This window comes from Frederiksenia canicola (genome assembly GCF_011455495.1).
In the GTDB taxonomy this organism is placed as follows: domain Bacteria; phylum Pseudomonadota; class Gammaproteobacteria; order Enterobacterales; family Pasteurellaceae; genus Frederiksenia; species Frederiksenia canicola.
The window spans coordinates 2091069-2114526 of sequence record NZ_CP015029.1 but is presented as its reverse complement, the minus strand read 5'-3'; the positions used below and the strand labels follow the sequence as shown (position 1 = coordinate 2114526).

Below are 23458 nucleotides of genomic sequence, written 5' to 3'. Positions count from 1 at the left end.
CTCCAGACGTAATGTGAGATTTGGATTTGCAAAATGTTTCACGGAACTGACCGCTTGTTGAGCGATTCAAATGGCATCATTTGTTGTTTTTCTTGGTAAATGGTGGCTTTACTTTTGGGGGTGTGAGCAGGCCAATCGGTGAAAGTGTAGGTCATTTTCCATTGGTAATAAGGCTTGCCGATGTCTTGGTAGGCAATTTTGAGTATTTGTGTTTCTTCGTCGTCGCAATGTGGTGAGTTTTTCGTCTCATCTTCCCTAAAGCAGGCTTTTACTATCAAATCGTAATAAAACGGAATATTTTTTAATGCAACTTGATAGCTACCATCTGCGTTGAGTTGAACGAAATCCGCTTTTTCTTCCGTAGCAGCACCGCCCGGAAACCAATCAGATGCCCCTTTGATAAGGGCTATCGCCCATTGCTCTTTGCTTAATGGATAAAGTACAGGGTGAATATACAAGCGAGGATCACTTGCTGCTCGGGTAATGTTGCTGTCGTGAACATAATCGGCAAAATCCCAACGCTGCTTGAGTTGGTAGATTGAATCTTTCTTGAAATAGGCAAGCTGTGGGGTATCGTCAATAAAATAGTATTCTTCTGGTGATTTTCGTTTAAATAGCCCGCCTGAATCTTGATCACATTTCGGCAATTGCTGACAAATTTCAGTCAGTTCAGCGGATGAAATCGCCACTTTATGTAAAATGTGTGCTTTTATCTCTTGTGCTAAAAGTGACGGCGAAAGCAGCAATGTGGTGGCAACCAGCCAAGATCTAAACACCATAAGAATTTCGATACTCCTTCATTTTCGGTAAAAATGAGGTGTATTGTTCCGATTTGTCGAGATATTGCAATAAATCGTCAAAATCAATAATGGAAAATACTTGGCAGTTGTAATCTCTTTCTACTTCTTGAATAGCGGAAAGTTCACCTTTGCCTTTTTCTTTGCGATTTAACGCAATTAACACGCCTGCGAGCTCGGCATGGTTGGCGTTGATAATTTCCATTGATTCGCGAATAGCGGTTCCCGCGGTGATGACATCGTCCACTAACAAAATTTTACCGAATAAGCCACTACCAATTAAATTGCCACCTTCGCCGTGATCTTTCGCTTCTTTGCGGTTAAAGCAACAAGGTTTATCCAGATCAAATTGATTTGCAAGGGCAACGGCAACCGTGGTGGCAATCGGAATGCCTTTGTAAGCAGGTCCGAACAACACATCAAATTGCACGCCGCTGTTTTGAATGGCTTGAGCATAATATTCGCCAAGTTTGGCGAGATCTCGCCCTGTGTTGAACAGCCCTGCATTGAAAAAATAGGGACTTTGTCTGCCTGATTTTAAAGTAAATTCGCCAAATTTAAGTACATTGCGGCTTAAGCAAAATTCAATAAAGTCGTGTTTGTATTGTTCCATTTTATTTCCCTTCATTTGCAAAATGTTAACGTGATCTTACCGCTTGTATTTTAGATTATTCAGGTGTGATCCAGTCTACTTTCCAGCTTCCTGTACCTTCTGGCACCAACACATCAGTGAGATAGGGGAGGATCTTTTTCATCTGGCCTTCAAGCTGCCACGGTGGGTTGATCACAATCATACCACTGGCAGTCATGCCCCGCTGGTCGCTATCAGGGCGAACAGCAAGTTCAATTTGTAGAATTTTGCGAATGCCCGTTGCTTCCAAGCCTTTGACAATGCGTTTGGTATGTTGGCGAAGCACCACGGGATACCAAATGGCATATACGCCTGTGGCAAACCGCTTATAGCCTTCCACAATCGCTTGCACCACTAATTCGTAATCGTCTTTGAGTTCATAAGGCGGGTCAATCAGCACCAAGCCACGCTTTTCTTTGGGCGGTAATGCCGCTTTGAGTTGCTGGAAACCATTTTCCCGTTTGGTGACCACATTTGGCACTTTGGCAAACTCTTGGCGTAACAGCGGGAAATCGTTCGGGTGAAGTTCGGTGAGTAAAGCACGATCCTGCGGACGAAGTTGCTGCACAGCCAATAATGGTGAGCCAGCGTAGAAACGCAATTTCCCTTTGTTAATTTTTTTCAACGCATTGATATATAAGGCAACTTCTTCGGGTAAATCAGTACGATCCCACAGGCGAGCAATGCCTTCGATATATTCGCCGGTTTTCTCGGCTTCGGCACTGAGTAGGCTATAACGCCCGACGCCTGAATGGGTGTCTAAATAAAAAAAGCCTTTCTCTTTCTGTTTTAGGGCGGTCAAAATCAAGGTCAGCACGATGTGTTTAACAACATCAGCGTGATTGCCTGCGTGGAAACTGTGGCGATAACTCAGCATTTTGGTTCTCTTTTGTTATAAAATGTCGGCTATTTTAGCTTATTTCGCCCTGTTAGCCTATGCAGAATTTGACGATTACAGACGGTTGGTTAAACCAACGCATTGTCCTTTCTCCCCATTTTAATGCACGCCCGAATGCGGATGATATTTCGTTGCTGGTGATCCACTATATTAGCCTGCCACCTGAAGAATTTGGCGGGGACTTTATCGACCGTTTTTTCCAAGGCACACTTGATCCGACCATTCACCCCTATTTTGAGGAAATCAAAGAGTTACGGGTATCCGCTCACTGTTTAATCAACCGCCAAGGTGAAATCACCCAATATGTCAATTTCAACCAAATGGCATGGCATGCAGGCGTATCGAATTTTCAAGGGCGGGAAAAATGCAACGAATTTTCGATTGGCATTGAGCTAGAAGGCTCGAATAATCAACCCTTTACGGCAGCACAATATCAAACTCTTGCTCAGCTAACACAACAAATTATGCAATGCTATCCGCAAATTACCGCTGATCGCATTGTCGGACATTCAGATATTGCACCAGGGCGTAAAATTGACCCAGGGCCGTATTTTGAGTGGGATTATTACCGCTCGCTGCTATAACGCAAGCGGTCAGATCCGTTGAAAATGTTGCAAATCGAAAGCTAGATCAACCCCAATACTTTCCTCCCGTTGATACTCGCAATGTTCGCCATTTCATCAAGATTGGTGAAGCGACAGCCAGCGGAAAGGAGGCTGAGTTCTTGCCACATATCGCCTTCGCACAACGGTACCATGTAATCACAGATGTTGTCAGTGCCGATAGCGACAGTGATGCCTTCTGGGATCATCTCATCGGCAGGCGTGAGAGCGTTATGAAAGGGGAGCACTTCGTCTTTACGCGGGCTGTCGATCCATGCCATTGGACAGGCGATCATCATCATATCTACCGCTTTCATTTTTTTGTAGAGCATCTCACGATATTCACGTGGGTGAGCGCCAATTGAAATACCATGAATGGCCACTACTCGCCCCTGCATGCCGTGTTCAAGGGATTTGTCGCACAGTTGCTCAGTCTCTTTCTCTTTTTGGCTATTGAATTGATCGACATGAACGTGCAACATTTTGCCCTGTGATTTGGCGGTTTCCATCAAAATATCCATCGCCTCCAAGCCTTTGCCATAGTCCAATTCGTCCCGATACGGTAAACCACCAATCATATCGACCATTTCTGAGCCAATATCAAACCATTTGCGCGCATTAGGCTCAATCACGCCTTTGAGTGTTTGGTTAGCAAATTTCAAAATAATATCGTTTTTATACACTTCCCGTGCCTTGTGAGCGGCGAGAATAGCACGATCTTCACACACTTGGTCGATGTCCACAAACGTGCCGAATGCTGTTACCCCTTGAGAAATCATCAACTCAATCGCTTGGCTAAAGCGGCGGTAGTAATCTTCAACGGTAGAATTGCGTTTGACTTCATCAACCAAATCCCATTTTTGCTGCAAGTTAGCTTCTTGATAAATTTTGATTTTTTCAGGTGTCATCGTGAAAGCACGGTCGGCGTGGGCGTGGGAATTAACCCAGCCGCCTTTTTTGATGACTTCATCACGAATATGGCTTTTTAACGTACGAATTAACTGGCTCATTATTTATCCTTTTGCAAAAAACGCTGAAAATCTGACCGCTTGTATCGGTTTTTTGGTGCACAGGCGAAAAAAAAGATCTCAAATAATGAGATCTTCATTCCATGAAAAAACCGCTACGCCTCGAATATTGTCAAGGCGTAGCGGTGAAAATTGGGTTGAAATTGTACGATTGCGTTGCATTTTCTAGTCCTGTGGCACTAGGCGTGCAGTATAAGTTTTTCAGGCGAAAAATGCAAACGGTTGCGTAAGATCAAGCGGTCGGATTAGCCAAAAGTTTTGCAATTACTCGGCTTACTGCAAAAAATCCGAAAGTTGCCGTGACCATTGTTGCCGCCCCGAAACCGTTGGCACAGTTCATTGTAGCAGACACTTCACAGCCTTCCGACATTGTCGGGAAAATCAGTGGCTGGGTCGAAAATACGCAGTCAACCCCAAATTTGCGTTTCGGATTTTGGCTGAAGTTGTACTCTTTTCGTAGCAAACTTCTCACTTTAGAGGCGAGCGGATCTTGAATAGTTTTACTTAGATCCGCGATCTGAATTTGAGTTGGATCCGTTTGTCCGCCCGCTCCCCCTGTCGTGATAATCTTGATTTTGTTGCGTTTACAAAATGCGATCAGGGCGGCTTTGACTTTGACGCTATCGATCGCATCGATCACATAGTCGTATCCCCGCAACAAGTAGTCGTTCAAATTTTCTGTGGTAAGAAAATCATCAATAATTTGTACTTCACACTCAGGGTTGATTTTGGCAATCCGTTCTTGCATTACTTCGGTTTTGAGCTTACCGATTTCGCCTGACATGGCGTGGATTTGGCGGTTGATGTTGGTGACACAAATATCGTCCATATCAATCAACGTCAATTTACCGACCCCCGAACGTGCCAAGGCTTCCACTGCCCACGAGCCCACTCCGCCAATGCCAATCACACAAATATGTGATTCCCGCAATTTCGCTAATCCCTCTGGCGTATAAAGCCGTCCAATGCCACCGAAACGGTATTCGTAATTATCGATTCGAGCCATATTTTCCTCTAAAAATATCAGTCATTTTTTAAAGTTCATCTAATTTAGTTTGCTGAGTTTTAAATAAGTTCAAATTTAACGATTTGTTATCAAATTTCGGCAAAAATATTATTTTTTTGTAGACATTCTCAAATTTTGTCGTTACCCTGAAAAAAGGTGGTGCTCAAAACATCACCAGTTAAATTAAATTTCAACCAAGTAATTAGGAGACTTTAATGAAAGAAATTTTATCAAATATCTTAGATTCTGCGAGCAAACAATTAGACAAAGCAAAACAAGCGTTAGATGAGTCTATTGAAAAAGGAAAAGATGCAGCAGAGTCTATGCAAGATAAAGCCTCTGAAGTGAAAGCAGATGTTGAAAGCAAAGCAACAGAGTTAAAAGCCGCTGTGGCAGATAAAGTGGATGACGTGCAAGACAAAGCCGCTGAGTTAAAAGCTGAAGCTGAGGTTAAGTGGGAGAAAATGAAAGATTCCGCAGCCGAAACAGTTGATGAAGCAAAAGCGAAAGCAGAAGAGTTGAAAGAAGATGCTGCAGTGAAAGTAGCACAATTTCAGAATGCAGCATCAGAAAAATTTGATGAGACGAAAGATAAGGCTACTGAGCTGAAAGATGAAGCTGCAGCGAAATTTGAAGATGCAAAAGAGATTGCTGCGGATAAATACGCTGAATTAAAAGAAGAGTTGAGTGCTTTAGGCGATAGCTTAAATGAGAAAGTTGATCAAGCCAAAGTGGCAATGGCGGATACCTTAGATGCTCTGGGTAAAGCGATGCAAGAAAAGGCGGCGGAATGGAAATCAGAAGCGGAAAAATAATGCCGATGGATTCATAAAAATAAAAGCGATCGGTTTTCTCCCGATCGCTTTGTTTTTACTTAGACATTCCCATTCTTAATATTTTCTAACTCTTCCCAACGTTCAAACGCTTGTTCTAACGCTAATTCGGTATCCGCCAGTTTTTGTAGTTGAGTTTGGGTGTAGCTTGGCTCTTTGCTAAAGAACTCAGCACTATTGACTTCCGTTTGTAAGGCTTCGATTTCGGCTTCGAGCTGTTCCATTTTTTCAGGGAGTGTTTCCAGTTCACGCTGGTCTTTGTAGGAAAGTTTGACCTTTTTCGCAGGTTCAGCTTTCGGTTTTTCAGGCTCAACAAGCGGTGATTTTTCGGCTGATTTTTGCAAATTCTTGCCCGAATCTGACCGCTTGTTGTCTAGCGTAGCATGATAATTGGCTTGTTGCTGCTTGGCATCGTGGTAGCCGCCGACATATTTATTTACTACGCCATTACCTTCAAAGATAAAGCATTCGGTTACGGTGTTGTCGATAAATTGACGGTCGTGGCTGACGATAATCAGCGTACCTTGGTAATCGGTGAGCATTTCTTCCAACAGTTCAAGGGTTTCTACGTCTAAATCGTTGGTCGGTTCGTCCAAAATCAGTAAATTGTTTGGTTTGAGCAGCAATTTCGCGAGTAATAAGCGGTTGCGTTCCCCGCCTGACAAGGCTTTAACTGGGGTCATCGCCCGTTTTGGTGGGAATAGGAAATCTTGCAAGTAGCCTAAAACGTGGCGTTTAACGCCATTCACTTCCACATCTTGCTTTCCGTCAGCGACGTTATCCATCACAGTTTTTTCGGGATCGAGTTCTGCACGATATTGATCAAAATAGGCAACTTCCAATTTTGTACCACAACGTACGGAACCTGAAGTGGCTTGGATTTCGCCGAGAAGCAATTTGATCAGCGTGGTTTTGCCGATGCCATTCGGACCAATCAAGGCAATTTTATCGCCCCTCAAAATGGTAGTACTGAAGTTTTTCAGCAAGGTTTTCCCTGCGACTTCAACACTGGCGTTTTCCACTTCAAACACAATTTTACCGCTGCGGGCAGTTTGGTCGAGTTGAATTTTTGCCGTGCCGAGTACATCACGGCGGTTTCGGCGTTCTTCTCGCAAGGCTTTTAACGCACGAACACGCCCTTCGTTTCGGGTGCGGCGTGCTTTGATACCTTGACGAATCCAAACTTCTTCTTGAGCCAGTTTTTTGTCGAAGAGCTCATTTTGCAAGGCCTCAACCCGCAAATCTTCCGCTTTGGTTTCCAAATAGACATCGTAATTGCTTGGATAAGAAACCAATTTACCGCGATCTAGATCGACAATGCGGGTCGCCATTTTGCGAATAAAGGCACGGTCGTGGGAAATAAAAATGATGCTGCCTTTGAAATCCAACAATAGATTTTCTAACCACGCAATCGTATCTACATCCAAATGGTTGGTTGGTTCGTCTAGCAACAGCACATCAGGATCGGCAACCAATGCCCGTGCCAATGCCGCACGGCGAACCCAACCACCAGAGAGCTCGCATAAGCGTTTGTTGGGATCAAGTTCTAATAATTTGAGTGTGTCTTGAATGCGGTTTTCAAATTGCCAGCCGTTGGCGTGTTCTAACTGAGCTTGCACTTGAGCCAGTTGCGACATCAGTGTTTCGCTGTAGTCGGTTTGCATTCGCTGCGAAATCTGGTGATATTGCTTTAAAAGATCGGCAAGATGTGCGATTCCTTCGGCAACATAATCGAAAACGGTATCTTCGATATGACGAGGCGGATCTTGCTCTAAACGGGTGACGACAATATCTTTTTCAAAGATCAATTTGCCGTCATCAAGCTGCACTTCACCCGCCAGCACTTTCATCAAAGTGGATTTTCCCGCACCATTTCGACCGACTAAACAGACACGCTCGCCTTGCTCAATATGTAGTTCGGTGTGGTCAAGTAAAGGGTGATCGCCAAAGCCTAAATAGGCGTTTGAAAGGTTTATTAAAGCCATAATATTCGCTCGTAAAAAAATTTTGCAAATTTTAGCAGTTTTCTGACCGCTTGTAAGGCGTCGCGAAATTGAGTTTGGCAAAGTGAGCTGTTATAGTGTGGAAAAAATCATCTGGGAAAAGTTATGTGGATTTGGTTTACCTTGCTTGCGGCGGTTGCACAGGCGGGCAGAAATGCCTTTCAAAAACAGTTGAGCCAAGATGTCCCCGTGTTGGGGGTAACCTTGGCTCGTTTTCTGTATGCGGTGCCGTTGGCGGTAGGCTATTTGTGTGTACTTTATCAACAAGATACAAGCCTTGAAGTGCCAGATTTTCCCTTGCTTTTTTACGTTTATGTTATTGGGGCATCGTTAGCTCAGATTTTGGCTACATCGTTAATGGTGAAACTGTTCCACCTGAAAAATTATGCTATCGGTGTAGGATTGGCGAAAAGTGAAGCGGTGTTAGCTGCGATTTTGGGCGTATGCTTTTTCGGGGTAGACATCCATTTTATTGGTTGGATTGGAGTGTTGCTCGGCGGTGTGGCCATTTTTTTGATGACAGGTAGCGGTAATTTACGCCAATTGTCGTGGAAAACGTTATTTCTTGGCATTGGCAGTGGATTGAGTTTCGCGTTAACTTCATTGTGGGTGAGAGAAGCAAGCTTACAATTACACAGCCATTATTTAATCTCCGCAGCTTGGGTATTGGCTTCGGTAATTAGTTTTGAAGCTCTTTTGTTAGTGGGCTATTTGGCGTGGCGAGACAAGCAAACCTTGGTGAAACTGTGGCAACGCCCAAAACTGGTAATATTAACCAGTTTATTCTCTTTTCTTGGCTCTTTTGGGTGGTTTAATGCGATGAGTTTAAACCACGTGGCTTTCGTCAAGACCTTAGGGCAGGTGGAAATTTTCCTGATTTTGATGATTTCTTCTTTTATTTTCAAAGAACGACTCAAACTGCAAGATTTTGTTGGATTGATTTTAGTTGTCGTGGCTGCGATTTTAGTCGTGTGGCAGTAAAAACGAAAATAGCCATGACAAATCTGGTTTTGCGTACTACTATATTCTTTATTCCGTTGTGGTTAATTGATTACTTATGAATGTGATGCGTCCTTTTAAAAATATTGCAATTGTTGGCAAACCACGCCACGACATTGCCTTTGAAACGCATATTGCGGTCTATAATTGGCTTAAAGATCGCCAATATAATTTGTTGGTTGAAACAAATATTGCTCAGCAGCTCAATTTGCCAAATGGCAAAACGATCGCTGAAATTGGCGAGCAAGCGGATTTGGTGATCGTAATTGGCGGTGACGGCAATATGTTGGGAATGGCTCGACAATTAGCAAAATATGAAGTGCCATTAATTGGTATTAACCGTGGAAATTTGGGCTTTCTAACGGACATTGCTCCACAAACCGCTTTTGAACAGCTTTACAGCACATTAGAACGGGGCGAGTTTATTATTGAAGAACGCTTTTTGTTAGAGGCAAGAATCGAGCAAAACGGTAAAGTTATTGAGCTAAGTAATGCGTTAAATGAAGTGGTTGTGCATTCCAGTCAAATTGCTCGCACGATTGAGTTTGAAGTGAGTATTGATGGTAAATTTGCCTTTTCGCAGCGTTCAGATGGTTTGATTATTGCCACGCCGACGGGGTCAACAGCGTATTCGCTTTCTGCGGGAGGGCCGATTTTAACCCCTAATCTGAATGCTGTAGTGCTCGTGCCAATGAACCCGCATAGCCTTGCATCTCGTCCGTTAGTGATTGATGGAGAGAGTGTTGTTTCTATGCGATTTGCCCAATATAACCAGCCGAACTTAGTGATTAGTTGTGATAGTCAACGATTATTGCCATTTAGTTCAGATGAGCGAGTTATTGTGCAAAAAAGCCCAGACACGTTAAAGTTGTTACATCTCAAAGATTATAACTACTTCACCGTACTAGGCTCAAAATTAGGTTGGTTGAGTAAATTATTTTAATTGTCTAAGAAAGCCATCTATTTGATGGCTTCTAACCGTAAAATTTGTGTTTGTGCTGGAAGAGACTGAATTTTACGCATTTGATGTAGCAATAAACCACTGGCGAGTGTTAAACAGATACAAAACATCAGCCAAAAGCCTGCCGCCTCCATTGGAGGCACGATCCAATCTGTCATTGATAACATATAGCCAAACGGCATGCCCACTAACCAATAGCAAATCAACGTAATCAGCAAGGTTGGTTTGGTGAATTTATAGCCCCGCAAAATACCGTTACAAGCAACTTGTACGGCATCTGGAATTTGGTAAACCGCAGCAAAAATCAACAAGCCAGAGGCGATTGCAATGGATTTTGGCTCACTGGTGAAAGCGTGTGGAATAAGATCCCTTAAAAGTAAAATAATCACCGCCATGATCATTGAAATCATCACCACACTAAAAATAGCGTGATAGCTCAAATATTTGGCATCTTCTACCTGTTTTTTTCCTAATGTTTGACCGATTAAAATCGTGGTGGCAATCGCAAAAGACATCGGCAACATAAAGAACAGTGAGCTCGTTTGTAAGGCGATCTGATGGCTTGCTACAGCCTGAGCACCAAGGGGAGAAATCACCAGTGAAGAGGCAGAGAAAAGCATTACTTCCGTGAAAATCGAAAAGCCAATTGGCGTCCCCAGTTTAAATAATTTTAACAACGTCACTTTGTTGGGGGCCTCAATCCATTTTGCAAACAGCTTGATGTCTCGTTGTGAACGATTGGTATAGCAATAAAGTAGCATCAAACCAAACATCAGCCAGTTTAAAATCGCAGTTGCGACACCGCTCCCGACCGCCCCCATGGCAGGCATTCCAAATTTACCAAAAATGAACACATAATTGAGCGGGATGTTCATCAACAATCCAAACACCGTGATCAGCATCGCAGGTTTAGGATTAGATAAACCATCATTCATACAACGTAAATTCACGGAAAGCAGGGCAGGAATCAAGCCAACGCTCACCACGGTTAAATATTGTTGTGCTTTGCCTGAGAAGTCGGCAGGTGTGCCCATAAAATCTAAAATGAAATGGCTATTTAAAAACACAATAAGCAACGGAAGGCTCAGCATTAGCACAATCCAAACCCCTTGACGAATTTGGTGGGCGATCAGCTCACGCTGCCCAGAGCCATTAAGATAGGAAACTGTTGGCGTAATCGCATTTAACACGCCTAACACAAACAGAAACAGCGGAAAGTAGAGCGAGTTGCTGACCGCAATGGCGGAAACATCCGCATCACTGACTAACCCCGCCATCACAACATCGGTAATGCCCATTCCTGATGCCGCAATCTGCGACATCAAAATCGGCAATGACAGCTTAAACAGCCGTTTGGTGTTTTCTGGGTATTTATGCCATTGTAAATTCATTGGTTGTTCTCATTATATTGTTTGTTGTTCTCTCACTATTTGCAAAAAATTTAGCGGAACTGACCGCTTGTAGCCAATTCTCCGCAGAAAATACGGCAGGTATTTTCCAGTACTCAATGTGATCACTATCACTAAAACGCTGGCGGAACGCTAAATGTCATCGGTTCACCTGTAATAGGATGAGTAATAGAAAGCGATTCAGCATGTAAACAGAGCCGTGGAGCAAGGCTTCGAGCTAACGGATTGGCATAAAATTTATCGCCCAAAATCGGATGGCCCAATGCCAAACTATGTACCCGCAATTGATGTGAACGCCCCGTATGTGGCGTTAATTTCACCCTTGTGGTGTTATTGGGATAATGTGCAAGAATTTCGTAGAAGGTGACCGCTTGTTTTCCCCGTTCATAGCAAATTTTTTGGCGTGGACGATTTTCCCAATCACAGATGAGCGGAAAATTCATGGTTCCTGTTTCACCCACCTTTTCACCTAATTTGCCCCACAGTAACGCTTGATAATGCTTTTTCGGCTCTCGCTCACGGAATTGGCGTTTTAGCTCTTTCTCTGCCGCTTTGCTTAAGGCAAACAGCAAAATGCCACTGGTTGCCATATCCAAACGGTGAGCAGGCTCCGTAAAACCATATTTTTGTTGAACACGAGTCATTGCACTGTCTTGATACTCAGGGCGATTGCCAGGAACAGACAGCAAACCGCTTGGTTTATTGATCACTAAAATATGATTATCTCGATAGACTTCGTCTAGCCAAGGCTCTGTTGGGGGATGGTATTCAATTAACGCCATAATAAAAATGTGGTGGAACGCCCACCCTTTGCAAAATAGTGTGAAGAACTGACCGCTTGCTGCGGTAGCTAAGTAAAGAGATGTATTTTAACAGAAATGCAAAATTTTCCCCAATGAAAGATTGCAATTCGGAACATTAGGCCCAATATGGGGTCTATCCCATTGTTCTTTTAACCAATATGAGGAAATATAATGAATTTTAGTAAACTTTTATCAACGATGTTGGATACCGCAAAGCAGTCGGCAGGTAACATGAGAAAGCCAAGTGAAAGCACGGCGGATACCATTACCAAAGTCGGTGGCGGTGCAGCGTTAGCGGGCATTTTATCTATGGTGCTTGGACGTAGCGGCGGAGCGAGTCTAGCCAAAATGGGGTCGCTTGCGGCACTTGGTAGTATTGCGTATCAGGCGTACCAAACCTATCAAAAAAATCAGGCCACAGTCGCAGAGATAACACCGAATGAGTTTGAAGCTACAACACATTCAGAGGAAGAAAAAGCGTCTGTTATTTTACGCACAATGATTGCAGCAGCCCTTTCAGATGGAGTATTAGATGAAAGCGAAAGAGCGGCCATTGAACGTGAAGCCGGAGACAACGCAGAGTTACACCAATGGCTTGCGGCAGAAGTCGAAAAACCGATTTCGATTGCGGAAATCGCACGTATTGTAGGTAGTGATGTTGCATTAGCAAGCCAAGTCTATCTGGCTGCCCGTGTCGTTTGCCAAGAGCTTTCTCGCAAAGAGATTGTCTTTTTATCCCAACTCGCCGAAGCCTTAAAATTAGACGACGCCTTGGTTGAGCAATTAGAGAAACAAGCGGGGTTCTAAAATTAAGCGGACTAAAGTTAAAGTCCGCTTTTCTTTTGCAAAAAATTGGCGGGAAAGCTAATTTAATTTCAGCTCATTTAGAAAGAGCTGATTTAAGTTCGGCTAATTTAGAAAGAGCTAATTTAATTTCAGCTCATTTAGAAGAAGCTGATTTAAGAGAGGCTCATTTAGAAGGATCTGATTTAAGTTCAACTCACTTAAAAGGTGCAATAGTTTATTACAATAATACTCGGTCAGAAGAGATAAAAGCACAAGGCGGAATTGTCTTATATCTAAAAGAGAATCCAGATTGTCGACTCCATAAATTGAAAGCAAAAAGAAATAAGAAAGCTTTTGAGTGTGAATTGTATGATTCGATTGATTTAATCAAAACCCAACAAGCAAACCCCGATTGGGAAATCTCCATAGAAGAAATAGAATAATTAAAAAGCCCAAATGCGTTCACATTTGGGCTTTTTATATATTGCAAAAAATTGGCGAGAAGTGACCGCTTGTTACGCCTGATTGCTGATAATCACCCGCAAGCTATCTAATCGCCAAGTGGCTTGGTTGAGATGTTCAAGAGATTCCGTTTTCAATCGTTCTAACGCAGCGACTTCATCGGCTCGGATATTTTTATTGACCGCTTGGAGCGAAGTCAAGCGGTGCAACTCTGCCGATAACGTGTGATCGGCATTCTGTTTCGCCGCAGCAATTAAGGCTTCCGCTTGCGGTGCGATTTTCGCTTCGGCGGCAGCAATCAATTTCTCAATTTCCGCTCTTGCCATTTTGGCGATTTTGTTCGCCATCTGTTTGTTCACCGGTTTGAGCTGTTTTTCCAAACCTGCGAACGATACTTGAGCAGCAAGATCGTTGCCTTTGGCATCAAGCAGTAAACGTACGGGCGTTGGCGGCAGGAAACGGGTGAGTTGTAAGCCTTTCGGCGCTTGGGCTTCGACCACATAAATCGCTTCAAGCAGAATCGTGCCAGCAGGTAAGTTTTTGTTAATTAGCAGTGAAATGGCAGTTTTGCCAATGTCGCCCGAAGTGATCAGGTCGATACCGTTGCGGATCATCGGGTGATCCCAGGTTAAAAACTGTACATCTTCACGCACTAGTGCCAATTCACGATCAAACGTCACCGTGCTGCCATCTTCCGAAATTCCTGGGAAATCAGGCACTAACATATGCCCCGTTGGGCTGATCACAATGCTTTTCTCGCCGAGATCCTCCTGCTCCAAGCCGATTACATCAAACAGTTTCAGGGCGAAATTGACCAACTGCGGATTGTTGTCCTGCTCGGCAATTTGCTGTGCCAACTGTTGAGCCTGTTCGCCGCCGTTAGAATTGAGTTCCAGCAAGCGATCTCGCCCTTTTTCCAACTCTAATTTGAGTTGCTGTTGGCGTTTGTGAGTTTGCTCGATGAACTCTGCAAGCGGTGGGTTTTGGCTTGGATTTTGCAAATAGCGTGCCAATGTTTCACCAAATTCATGGAACAAGGTCGCCCCCATTGGGCAAGTTTCTTCAAAGGCATTCAAGCCGTTGTGATACCACTCGGCAAGCACCATTTGGGCGGAATTTTCAAAGCAAGGCACATAAATTTGAATATCAAATTTCTGCCCGATGCGGTCAAGCCGCCCGATACTTTGCTCCAATAAATCAGGGTTATCAGGCAAGTTGAACAGCACCAAGTGGCGAGCGAACTGGAAGTTACGTCCTTCTGAACCGATGCTTGAACTGATCAGCACCTGTGCCCCTTCTTCCTGTTGAGCGAAATAGGCAGCGGCTTTGTCTCGTTCGACAATCGACATTTTTTCGTGGAACACTGCCGAGCGAATGCCTTCTTTTTCCCGCAGCACTTGTTCGAGCTGAATAGCGGTGTCGGAATGTTTACAAATCACCAAAATTTTTTCATCACGATGATTTTTCAAGAAGGTGATCAGCCATTCAATGCGAGGATCGAATTCATACCACGCTGCATTTGGATTCATTCGTTGGAATAGGCGTTCAGGGTAGAGTAAATCTTCCTGCTTGTTGCCGCCCATCATGCCCATTACTTTCAAGGCGTTAGCGTACTGCTTCGGCATTTCCAACGTGATTTGGTTGAAAAGTCTGTGCGGGAAGCCTTTCACTCCTTGACGAGTGTTGCGGAACAGCACACGGCTGGTACCGTGACGGTCGATCAACTCGCTAATCAGCTCTTGACGGACTTCAAGGCGTTGTTCTGGCGAACAGTCGGCAGAATTGATGATGCGGAACATTGGCTCCACATCTTCTTCCGCTAATAGCTCGCTAATGCTGTTCTGCTCGGCATGGCTGAGTGGTTTGTCGTTGAGCAAGGTCGCCACCGCATCGGCAACGGGCTGATACTGTTTCTGCTCAGCGACAAAGGCTTGGTAATCATAGAAACGGTCGGAGTCCAACAAGGCAAGGCGAGCAAAATGGCTCTCTTGCCCAAGCTGTTCAGGAGTTGCCGTCAATAGCAAAATGGCAGGAATTTGCTTGGCTAACTGTTCGACAAATTGATAGGCAACACTTGGTGTTTGTTCGTTCCATTCAAGATGATGAGCTTCATCGACGATCAACATATCCCATTGACTTTCAAGCACTTGTTTCGCTCGAGCAGGGCTTTTCGCGAGCCAATCTATCGAGCAGATCACTAAACTTTCGCTATCAAACGGATTTTCGCTGACATCGTTGTCATTTTCGTCTTTTTTAGTGAAATCGGCAGCACGTTCTTCATCAAACAACGAGAAATTCAGGCTGAAACGGCGGAGCATTTCCACCAGCCATTGATGTTGCAAACTTTCTGGTACAAGCACCAAAACCCGATCGACACGCCCTGAAAAGAGCTGTTGTTGTAAAATCATTCCCGCTTCAATGGTTTTACCCAAACCAACTTCATCGGCGAGCAATACTCGTGGAGCAAGGCGTTGCCCCACTTCTTTGGCAATGTGTAACTGGTGTGGAATCACGCTAGCCCGAATACCCCGCAGCCCACGTAATGCCGATTGAAATTGAGCCTGCTGGTGTTGCAGTGCCCGATAACGCAAAGCAAAGCGGTCGCTACGGTCGATTTGGGCAGAGAACAAACGGTCTTGCGGTTTGCTGAAACTGACTTTGTGATCGAGCAACATTTCTGGCAGTACGCCTTGTTCTTGGGTATCGGCACGCTTACCGAGATAAATCGCCACCCCTTGATTTTCCACTACATCATCAATTTCAAACTGCCAGCCGTCCACGCTCGTGACCTGATCGCCTTTTTGAAACTGCACTCTCGTGAGCGGAGCTACCGCCACGGCATACACCCGCTGCTCTTCGGACGCAGGGAAATCAATAGTGACGGTGCGATTATCTACCGCGGTGACAATGCCTAATCCTAAATTATTTTCTGATTCGCTAATCCAACGCTGACCGACTACAAAGCTCATACAATCCTCTTTATATTCTCTAATTTTTTCGGGCAGTTATTTTACCTGATTTTGCCAAGACAAGCGGTGAGATCACAGAGAAATTTTGCAGAACTGCATTCAGTTCTGCAAAAAGATGAAATGAAGATTATTGATAGGCGGCATCAAAGAATTGATATTCTAAACGGCATAAGCGTTTAAATTGTTCGGCAAGTGCATTTTGTTCTTGCTCAGATTGGCTCGCAAATTGATCAACTTGCTTACGAACCCAATCAACAAAGGCGTTAAATTCAATGTTGTCGTGTAGGGCAATCCATTCTTTATGATAGAAATGCCGAGGTCTTTTGCCCCTCAAACGGATTGCCCAAGTGTGATAACTCCATTCTGCTACAAATAATGTCGTAATGGCGTATGCGTAACCCTTCGTGGAGCCATCTGATAAGGCTTGCTGGAACTCAAGGGAAACGTCATTCAGTTTGGGGGAGAGATAGAGGCTTTCGCTCACTCCAAGTGCTTCAAAGCTGCGAATGAAATAGGTATTCTCATCGCTAGTAATGGCGGTGAGAAAATTTGCTAAAACGTGCCGAATTTCCATCGTGGGGGCGTCTGCAATGGCGGTACACACTAAGCGAGTCAAGCTATCGACAAAGGTATAATCTTGGATTAGGTAGTTGGAAAGCACCTGATTTGCTAGTGTGCCTTCACCTAATTCATTCACAAAACGATGGTGAATAATTTTTTGCCATTCTTCATCACTGTATAACCGAAGCTGTTCGCTGAATGGTAAATCGGGATGTTGTTGGCGGAGTTGTTGAAAGTTCATATCTTCTCCTTACAGAATGAAAACTTACGCCAATATTCTCTTGCATTTACATTTTTTTAACAAGAGAAAATATCAATAAGCGGTGAGATTTGCGAAAAATTTTGCACATCATGAGATGTTGAAAATGTGTATATCTCGTCATTTGCAAAAAATTCACAGGAACAGACCGCTTGTAAGCGGTCTGTTTACGCTTTTGCTACCGTTGGCGGTAAATTTGCTCAAAAGGCACTCGATAACGCTCGCCCCAAATTCCCCGCCCTGCTTTGCGAACACCGCAAGAGACAATCATATTGATTTCAGCACCGCTTGGTAGATCGAGGATTTTCTTTACTCGGCGGCTATCAAGCCCTTCTAGCGGGCAAGTATCGTAGCCTTGCTCTGCCATGGCTAACATAAATGTTTGAGCGACTAATGCACAGCTTTTATGCACCGTCACTCGTATATCGGCTTCGGAAACATCGGTTTTAATGGGGCGATGTAGGCGAATGGTGTAAGCGATCGCTTTGCGAAACAGTCCCAGTAAACCGAAAAAGCGACGATATACAAAGGGCATTAACTTAGCGTAGTAGGCTTTTTTGCCGTTGATACGATTCTCCCACCGCTCAGGTGGGCTGTGGCGTTTGATATTGTCAATTTCAAACTCAAGCACGGCATTGGCCCGTTGTTGATAAAGATCTTGGCGAGTGACAAACACCACCATTTGCTGTGCCGTGCGTGCGGCTTGCTGTCCTAAACACGCGGTGGCGAGCTGGTCGAGCAACGTGTTGTCGGTGATGTGATAGCACTCGTAAAGCTGCATATTCGAACTTGTGGGTGCCAAGGTGGCAAGGGCTAAACAGTGTTTGACTTTATCGTTATCAAGTGGTTGTTCCGCATCAAAATAACGCACCGCTCGGCGGTAGTTCAACAAATCGTGTAATGCCATAATTCCCCCTACAAACTTTGATACAACTTAAATGCTTGCCCATCGGACATACTGGCTAAATAATCGCAAATAATGCGTGGGCGTTTGCGTTCTTCGGTGGCTTTCCAGCGATCGGCTACCGCTTTCGGCAATAAACGAGTGGGGTCGCAAGAGAGCATATCGAATAAATCCATTAAAATCCGTTGTCCTTTGTATTCGACTCGTTGGGTTTTAACATCGCAGATAACATATTGATAGACAAAGGTTTTTAATACATCAAGCACGGCTTGTACATCGTCTGGTAAAGCCGCATTAAAACGCAGCAACGGTTCATCAAATTCCGCAACTTCTCGCCACTGCACATTGGTGACAAAGTGATTGACCAATGCTCCGATTACATCTTTTCGCTGATAACGATGTGCCGAAAACAGCTTCTCACGCAGTTCAGGCAAGCGGGTTTTAATCCACTGCGATGAACAATTCGCTAAGGCATCTTCCGCCGCTTGCCACGATTGCGGCGTAACCATACCGCCTACAATCGCATCTTCCAAATCGTGCACGCCGTAAGCAATGTCGTCTGCCAATTCCATAATGCTGCAATCAAGGGATTTGTAGCAGGTTTTGTTTGGCAGTTCGGGATTTTCGCTTGCCACAACGGCACGGAATAGTTGGCGATCGTGAGCAGAAAGCGGAGCTAGCACCCAATCAAAAAAGCGTTCATCATCTCGAAATAAGCCTTTGCTCGTTTTCACATCGTGCAAATTGATAAAGCGGCTTTCGGTGATGATTTTCGGCGAGCGAGGAGCTGTCTCATCAATCAATGCAGGGTATTTGATGATGCCAAGCAAGGTGCGGCGAGTGAGATTCATCCCTGCATTTTCAGTGTAGGGTTCCAGTTGAGTCACGATGCGAAAAGACTGAGCGTTGCCTTCAAAGCCGCCGTGTTCACGCATTTTGTAATTCAACGCCATTTCTCCCCCATGCCCAAAAGGCGGATGCCCAATGTCGTGAGCAAAACAGAGCGATTCAATCAAACTACGAGAAGGGAGCAAGTCAGTCAAATTCTCGACCAGATTGGCGTAAAATGCATCACTTTTACCCCCTTGAGATTGGCGAGATTCAGCATTGAAGAGAGGATTTGCAAAAAAATCGGAGAATCTGACCGCTTGTAAGAAGCCTTGGCGATCCCGTTCGAGCTTCGCTCGCAAGCTGTTGCCAATTTGTGCCACTTCAAGGGAATGGGTCAAGCGGGTGCGATAGAAATCGTCTTCGCCCACGGCGTGAATTTGGGTTTTGGCTTGCAAACAGCGAAATGCCTCTGAATGCAAAATCCGCCCGCGATCCCGCTGAAACGGTGAGCGGTGATCGTTTTCTCGTTGCTTATCGCCTAAAAATCGTTCTGTCCAAATCGCGCTGTTCATACCTAGCCCCTTGCGTAAAATTTTCCGCTATAATACGCCAATCTTTTTCCCATTCAACCCTATTTCATGGCACTTTTCTATTCCGATAAATCTGCAAAAAAATCCACAAAACCGACCGCTTGTCGCCCTTTTACCATTCAAGATCTAGACTATCAAGGGCTTGGCGTGGCAAAGGTCGAGGGCAAAACGTGGTTTGTGGAAAATGCGTTGCCGAATGAACAGGTTGAAGCGGTGGTGATCGAAGAAAAACGCCAGTTTGGGCGGGCAAAAGCGGTCAGGTTTAAGCAAAAATCGGCAAATCGGCAAGTGCCAAGTTGTGCAATTTATGGGCGTTGTGGTGGCTGTCAAATGCAGCATATTTCGCTGGAGATGCAACGAGCCGCCAAGCAAAAAGCCTTGTTCCAAAGGTTACAACGGCTACAAGACAGCCCGATTGATTTCCAGCCAATGATTGTCGGCCGTGCTACGGGCTATCGCCGTCGTGCTAAATTGCATATTGGCGTAGAGAAAAACGGTGTGGTGCTTGGCTTTCGACAGGCAAATTCGCAGCAAATCGTGCCAGTTAGCGAGTGCGAAATGCTCGAACCGTCCCTTTCTGCATTATTACCTAAATTGCAGCAACTGCTTTCTGGTTGGAAAAATAAAAAGCAGTTGGGGCATTTGGAATTGGTGCGAGCAGATAACGGCATCTGCTTGCTACTTCGCCATATTGGTCCATTACATCAACAAGATAGCGAAAATTTACGTCAGTTTGCTGGAATGGAAAATTTGTCGTTATTTGTGATGACCGAAAAAGAGCAGGTAGAACAATGGCGTGGTGAACCACCTTATTATCAAATTGACGGGCTGAAATTAGCATTTTCCATTCGGGATTTTATTCAAGTCAATGCCGAGCTGAACGCGAGCATGGTCGCCACTGCGTTGGATTGGTTATCGCTCACCCCGCAAGATCGAGTGTTGGATCTCTTCTGCGGAATGGGCAATTTCACCTTGCCGATTGCTAAGCAAGCGGCACAAGCGGTTGGAATTGAAGGTGTTGCTGCAATGGTTGAGCAAGCAACACAGAATGCGGTTGGCAATGGCATTTTGAACGCCCAATTTTTCCAAACGGATCTCGATCAGCCTTTTGTGGATCAGCTTTGGGCGGCAGAAAAATTCAACAAAGTGCTGCTCGACCCCGCACGCAACGGGGCATGGTTCGCTCTTGATCATCTCTGCCAGCTGCAACCTGAGCGAATGGTTTATGTTTCCTGCAATCCTGCCACCTTGGTACGAGACGCCGAAAAGTTGATCGCCAATGGCTATCGCCTGACACGTTGTGCGATGATCGATATGTTCCCCAACACAGCCCATTTGGAGTCGATTTCGTTGTTTGAAAAGGTATAGGGCAAAAACGCTGGTGATGAAGCGGTATAGCTGCCCCTTTTTGAGTGGCAAAAAATGCTATGCAACTGACCGCTTGTTACGCTTCCATATCGCCTTGTTCTACAGCTTCCTCCAATTCATCCGCCATTGCAGATAAGGCATCGCGGGTGAGTTGGGCGAGAGCTTTGTAGAAACCATTGTCGAAGGCTTCCACTTGTCCTAGGAATTTACTCAAGCAAGGCAGTAAAAACTGCTCGAATAAGGTTTGTTGAGCTTCTGTTGAGCCTAGATTATCTTCAATCCACGATGCCGTGAGCAGCAGTAAAGCCACGTGATCGGCATTGTCCAAGGCGGGCATTCCACGCTGTTGGCGGAAGGTGGCGAAGTTTTCTACGGAAAATCCATAGGCAGAAATTGTTGTAGCGATAGCGCCATTTTCGCTAAAAAGTGCTTGATAACTCGGTGTAAGTTGCGTAGGGTGAGCATTTTTTTCTACGCTGCTTAGGGCTTGCTCGCTTTGGCTGTCGGTGGATAACGCCCAGTTGCTGCGTAAGTTGCCTTGTGCAAGCCAAGCGAACGTACCTGCGAGAATGGGATCTTGCGGTTGGCGGTAGAATAGGTTGCCGAATAAGCGGCAAAGTAGTGAAAAATCGTTGATAGTGGTTTGGGTCATCAGTTTGTCCTTGAAAAAATTACTATGTTACATCAAAAAAGAGGAAATCAGATGAAATATGTTGGGGCTCATGTCAGTGCATCGGGTGGTGTAGAAAATGCGGTGTTGCGTTCCGTTGAAATTGGAGCAAATGCGTTTGCGTTGTTCACTAAAAATCAGCGTCAGTGGAAAGCTCCTGCGTTGAAAGCGGAAACCATTGAAAAATTTAAACGTTTCTGTAAGGTGCATCAATTTTCTCCTGATCAAATTCTGCCCCACGATAGCTATTTGATTAACTTAGGGAATCCCGAAGCAGAAAATTTAGCCAAATCTCGCGAAGCGTTTATTGATGAAATGCAGCGTTGCGATCAGCTTGGCTTGAAGCTGCTTAATTTTCACCCAGGGTCTCATCTCAATAAAATCTCTGAGAAAGATTGCTTAGCTCGCATTGCGGAGTCACTCAATATGGCGATTGATGCGGTGCCAAATGTGATTGCGGTGATTGAAAATACCGCAGGACAAGGCTCAAATTTGGGCTGGCGATTTGAGCATTTAGCTGAAATCATTGAGCAAGTGGAAAATAAAGCCCGAGTGGGTGTTTGTTTGGACACTTGCCATCTCTTTTCTGCAGGCTACGACATCAGCTCTTTTGAAAAAAGCAGCCACGTTTTTGCCGAGTTTAGCAAGGTTGTCGGCTTTGACTATTTACGTGGAATGCACCTAAATGGCTCGAAAACGCCATTAGCAAGCCGAGTGGATCGCCACGATATTTTGCAAGATGGCACTATTGGTACAGGCGTGTTTGAATTTATTATGCAAGACAACAGGTTTGATGGTATTCCGATGATTTTAGAAACCATTCAGCCAGAAAATTGGGCGAATGAAATAAAATTTTTACGTTCTTTGGAACAAAATTAGTTTATGTTAGTCTGACTGGAACGGCTTAGTGTAAAACTAAGCCGATTTTATTTTGATGTGAGTTTTTAAACAGAGGTTGTTCGCTTTCGGGTTCTGGCGAGACGGTAAATCATTATGCAAAAATCATTTTTCACTTTAACAAAAACATGGTGTTTTTCTCTTGCGGTATTCGCATTAGCGGCATGTTCTTCAACGGTCAATGCGAGTTTAAGCACTAAAGCGGCGAAGCCGAATCAAATTACGCATACTCAGAGCAAAAATTCAGATGCCAGCAAAGTGCTTTCCGCTTATCGTCAATGGGCGGGTACTCGCTATCGCTTAGGTGGCACAACCAAAGCGGGCATTGACTGCTCAGCCTTTGTTAAAGCCGCAATGAATAGTGCATTTAACTTACATTTACCTCGTTCCACGGCTCAGCAAAAATATTCTGGTAAAGCGATTTCAAAAAAGGAATTACGCCCAGGCGATTTAGTCTTTTTCCGTAAAAATCATCACGTTGGCATTTATATTGGTGGCGGAAAATTTGTTCACGCTAGCTCAAGCCGTGGCGTAATCACAAGTTCACTGTCTGAAAAATATTGGGCAAGAACTTATACTCAATCTCGCCGTGTGTTGTAAGCACTACAAGCGGTCAGATTCTTAGAAAACTTTGCAAATGTTAAGCCGCATATTTCATTGGAGATGTGCGGTTTCGCATTTGATGTACTACATTGGTAATCACGCCTGCAACATTGATTTCATCCCATTCTTGAATGCGTAAGTTCGGTTCGCTAACATCCAAAGAAAACAGGATTTTTTCCCCATTTACTTCATTGAAAAATTGATAAAACTTATATTCTCCGTCTTTTTCTAATACAAAAAGATCGTTGATTAAAATCTGCTCGCTCTGCTCAACAATTAGCAGATCGTCTAACTCAATTCCCCATGCAATTAGGTTTGGATTTTTCACATGGATAAAAAAAGTCTCTGTTGGGCGACGAATACAAAGTGAATTTAAATCCAATTTGATTGAACGCTGTGTGTTGAAATCACGGTAAAGTGGAATAGGTTGATAGGAACGTTCACGTTCAAGCGATCTGAGATGTGCCATAGTAAGTCTCCAAGAGCTGATTGTTTATACAGGGTTATTTTACTGGTTAAACAGACAGTGTCAATGCTTGAAATAAAATTTTTGTAAATAAATACAGTATTTTGTTCTAATTATTACTT

23 protein-coding genes are annotated in these 23458 nt (G+C 44.3%); 9 read left to right on the top strand and 14 right to left on the bottom strand.

Features of this window, described 5'->3' with window-relative positions; genetic code table 11:
* Window positions 1-38: 38 nt before the first annotated feature.
* From A4G17_RS10115 to A4G17_RS10105, 3 genes are read right to left on the bottom strand one after another with little or no spacing between them, the layout of a single operon-like run.
* Window positions 39-779: a hypothetical protein gene (locus A4G17_RS10115; RefSeq protein WP_123955711.1), complete on the bottom strand. Its 741-nt coding sequence runs from the start codon at window positions 777-779 to the stop codon at window positions 39-41.
* A complete protein-coding gene (gene pyrE, locus A4G17_RS10110) occupies window positions 769-1410 on the bottom strand; it encodes an orotate phosphoribosyltransferase (protein ID WP_123955712.1) in 642 nt (213 codons plus the stop codon). Before pyrE ends, A4G17_RS10115 begins: the two co-directional genes overlap by 11 nt.
* A 55-nt stretch (window positions 1411-1465) precedes the next feature.
* Complete coding sequence (locus A4G17_RS10105; protein ID WP_123955713.1) at window positions 1466-2305, bottom strand: 23S rRNA (adenine(2030)-N(6))-methyltransferase RlmJ; 840 nt, start codon at window positions 2303-2305, stop codon at window positions 1466-1468.
* A 59-nt stretch (window positions 2306-2364) separates the two neighbouring features.
* On the opposite strand from A4G17_RS10105, the gene ampD reads away from it, so the two are divergent.
* On the top strand, window positions 2365-2910 hold the full coding sequence (gene ampD / locus A4G17_RS10100; RefSeq protein WP_123955714.1) for a 1,6-anhydro-N-acetylmuramyl-L-alanine amidase AmpD: 546 nt from the start codon (window positions 2365-2367) through the stop codon (window positions 2908-2910).
* A gap of 41 nt (window positions 2911-2951) precedes the next feature.
* On the opposite strand, the gene A4G17_RS10095 is transcribed toward ampD, so the two are convergent.
* Together A4G17_RS10095 and tcdA are read right to left on the bottom strand one after the other, a co-directional pair.
* On the bottom strand, window positions 2952-3938 hold the full coding sequence (locus A4G17_RS10095) for an amidohydrolase family protein (RefSeq protein ID WP_123955715.1): 987 nt from the start codon (window positions 3936-3938) through the stop codon (window positions 2952-2954).
* Window positions 3939-4188: 250 nt separating this feature from the next.
* Window positions 4189-4962: a tRNA cyclic N6-threonylcarbamoyladenosine(37) synthase TcdA gene (tcdA, locus tag A4G17_RS10090; protein WP_123955716.1), complete on the bottom strand. Its 774-nt coding sequence runs from the start codon at window positions 4960-4962 to the stop codon at window positions 4189-4191.
* 215 nt (window positions 4963-5177) lie between these two features.
* Between tcdA and A4G17_RS10085 the strand changes: the two genes are divergently transcribed.
* Window positions 5178-5777 (top strand): hypothetical protein, encoded by a 600-nt coding sequence (locus A4G17_RS10085; protein ID WP_123955717.1) that lies wholly within the window; start codon window positions 5178-5180, stop codon window positions 5775-5777.
* 59 nt (window positions 5778-5836) lie between these two features.
* Here the strand turns inward: A4G17_RS10085 and A4G17_RS10080 are convergent, their stop codons facing one another.
* Window positions 5837-7780 (bottom strand): ABC transporter ATP-binding protein, encoded by a 1944-nt coding sequence (locus A4G17_RS10080; protein ID WP_123955718.1) that lies wholly within the window; start codon window positions 7778-7780, stop codon window positions 5837-5839.
* A 123-nt stretch (window positions 7781-7903) separates the two neighbouring features.
* On the opposite strand from A4G17_RS10080, the gene A4G17_RS10075 reads away from it, so the two are divergent.
* Both A4G17_RS10075 and A4G17_RS10070 read left to right on the top strand, forming a co-directional pair.
* Window positions 7904-8779, top strand: a complete 876-nt coding sequence (locus A4G17_RS10075) for an EamA family transporter (RefSeq protein ID WP_123955719.1) — start codon at window positions 7904-7906, stop codon at window positions 8777-8779.
* Between the two features lie 85 nt (window positions 8780-8864).
* Window positions 8865-9740: an NAD(+) kinase gene (locus A4G17_RS10070; protein ID WP_123955720.1), complete on the top strand. Its 876-nt coding sequence runs from the start codon at window positions 8865-8867 to the stop codon at window positions 9738-9740.
* Window positions 9741-9757: 17 nt separating this feature from the next.
* Here the strand turns inward: A4G17_RS10070 and A4G17_RS10065 are convergent, their stop codons facing one another.
* Together A4G17_RS10065 and rluA are read right to left on the bottom strand one after the other, a co-directional pair.
* Window positions 9758-11149: an MATE family efflux transporter gene (locus A4G17_RS10065; protein ID WP_123955721.1), complete on the bottom strand. Its 1392-nt coding sequence runs from the start codon at window positions 11147-11149 to the stop codon at window positions 9758-9760.
* A 131-nt stretch (window positions 11150-11280) separates the two neighbouring features.
* The gene (gene rluA / locus A4G17_RS10060) at window positions 11281-11949 is read right to left on the bottom strand and encodes a bifunctional tRNA pseudouridine(32) synthase/23S rRNA pseudouridine(746) synthase RluA (RefSeq protein ID WP_123955722.1); all 669 of its coding nucleotides are present in this window, start codon (window positions 11947-11949) and stop codon (window positions 11281-11283) included.
* Between the two features lie 192 nt (window positions 11950-12141).
* Here rluA and A4G17_RS10055 point away from each other — a divergent pair, with 192 nt between their 5' ends.
* Window positions 12142-12777: a tellurite resistance TerB family protein gene (locus tag A4G17_RS10055; protein WP_123955723.1), complete on the top strand. Its 636-nt coding sequence runs from the start codon at window positions 12142-12144 to the stop codon at window positions 12775-12777.
* 35 nt (window positions 12778-12812) lie between these two features.
* Window positions 12813-13199 carry a pentapeptide repeat-containing protein gene (locus A4G17_RS10050; protein WP_207948551.1) on the top strand — a complete coding sequence of 129 codons (387 nt, stop codon included), beginning with the start codon at window positions 12813-12815 and terminating at the stop codon, window positions 13197-13199.
* 72 nt (window positions 13200-13271) lie between these two features.
* Here A4G17_RS10050 and rapA read toward each other — a convergent pair whose 3' ends face one another.
* From rapA to A4G17_RS10030, 4 genes are all read right to left on the bottom strand, one after another.
* Entirely contained in the window at window positions 13272-16187 is a 2916-nt protein-coding gene (rapA, locus tag A4G17_RS10045; RefSeq protein ID WP_123955725.1) for an RNA polymerase-associated protein RapA, read from the bottom strand.
* Between the two features lie 127 nt (window positions 16188-16314).
* The gene (locus A4G17_RS10040) at window positions 16315-16989 is read right to left on the bottom strand and encodes a TenA family protein (protein WP_123955726.1); all 675 of its coding nucleotides are present in this window, start codon (window positions 16987-16989) and stop codon (window positions 16315-16317) included.
* Between the two features lie 196 nt (window positions 16990-17185).
* Window positions 17186-17914 (bottom strand): nitroreductase family protein, encoded by a 729-nt coding sequence (locus tag A4G17_RS10035; protein ID WP_123955727.1) that lies wholly within the window; start codon window positions 17912-17914, stop codon window positions 17186-17188.
* Between the two features lie 8 nt (window positions 17915-17922).
* On the bottom strand, window positions 17923-19314 hold the full coding sequence (locus A4G17_RS10030) for an anti-phage deoxyguanosine triphosphatase (protein WP_123955728.1): 1392 nt from the start codon (window positions 19312-19314) through the stop codon (window positions 17923-17925).
* Window positions 19315-19380: 66 nt separating this feature from the next.
* On the opposite strand from A4G17_RS10030, the gene rlmD reads away from it, so the two are divergent.
* A complete protein-coding gene (gene rlmD, locus A4G17_RS10025; RefSeq protein ID WP_123955729.1) occupies window positions 19381-20700 on the top strand; it encodes a 23S rRNA (uracil(1939)-C(5))-methyltransferase RlmD in 1320 nt (439 codons plus the stop codon).
* Window positions 20701-20776: 76 nt separating this feature from the next.
* Here the strand turns inward: rlmD and A4G17_RS10020 are convergent, their stop codons facing one another.
* The gene (locus A4G17_RS10020) at window positions 20777-21352 is read right to left on the bottom strand and encodes a TorD/DmsD family molecular chaperone (RefSeq protein WP_123955730.1); all 576 of its coding nucleotides are present in this window, start codon (window positions 21350-21352) and stop codon (window positions 20777-20779) included.
* 51 nt (window positions 21353-21403) lie between these two features.
* On the opposite strand from A4G17_RS10020, the gene nfo reads away from it, so the two are divergent.
* On the top strand, window positions 21404-22249 hold the full coding sequence (nfo, locus tag A4G17_RS10015) for a deoxyribonuclease IV (RefSeq protein ID WP_123955731.1): 846 nt from the start codon (window positions 21404-21406) through the stop codon (window positions 22247-22249).
* 114 nt (window positions 22250-22363) lie between these two features.
* Window positions 22364-22867, top strand: coding sequence for an NlpC/P60 family protein (locus tag A4G17_RS10010; protein WP_123955732.1), 504 nt, complete (start codon window positions 22364-22366; stop codon window positions 22865-22867).
* Window positions 22868-22907: 40 nt separating this feature from the next.
* Here the strand turns inward: A4G17_RS10010 and A4G17_RS10005 are convergent, their stop codons facing one another.
* Window positions 22908-23339, bottom strand: coding sequence for a LexA family protein (locus tag A4G17_RS10005; protein ID WP_123955733.1), 432 nt, complete (start codon window positions 23337-23339; stop codon window positions 22908-22910).
* Window positions 23340-23458 lie beyond the last annotated feature (119 nt).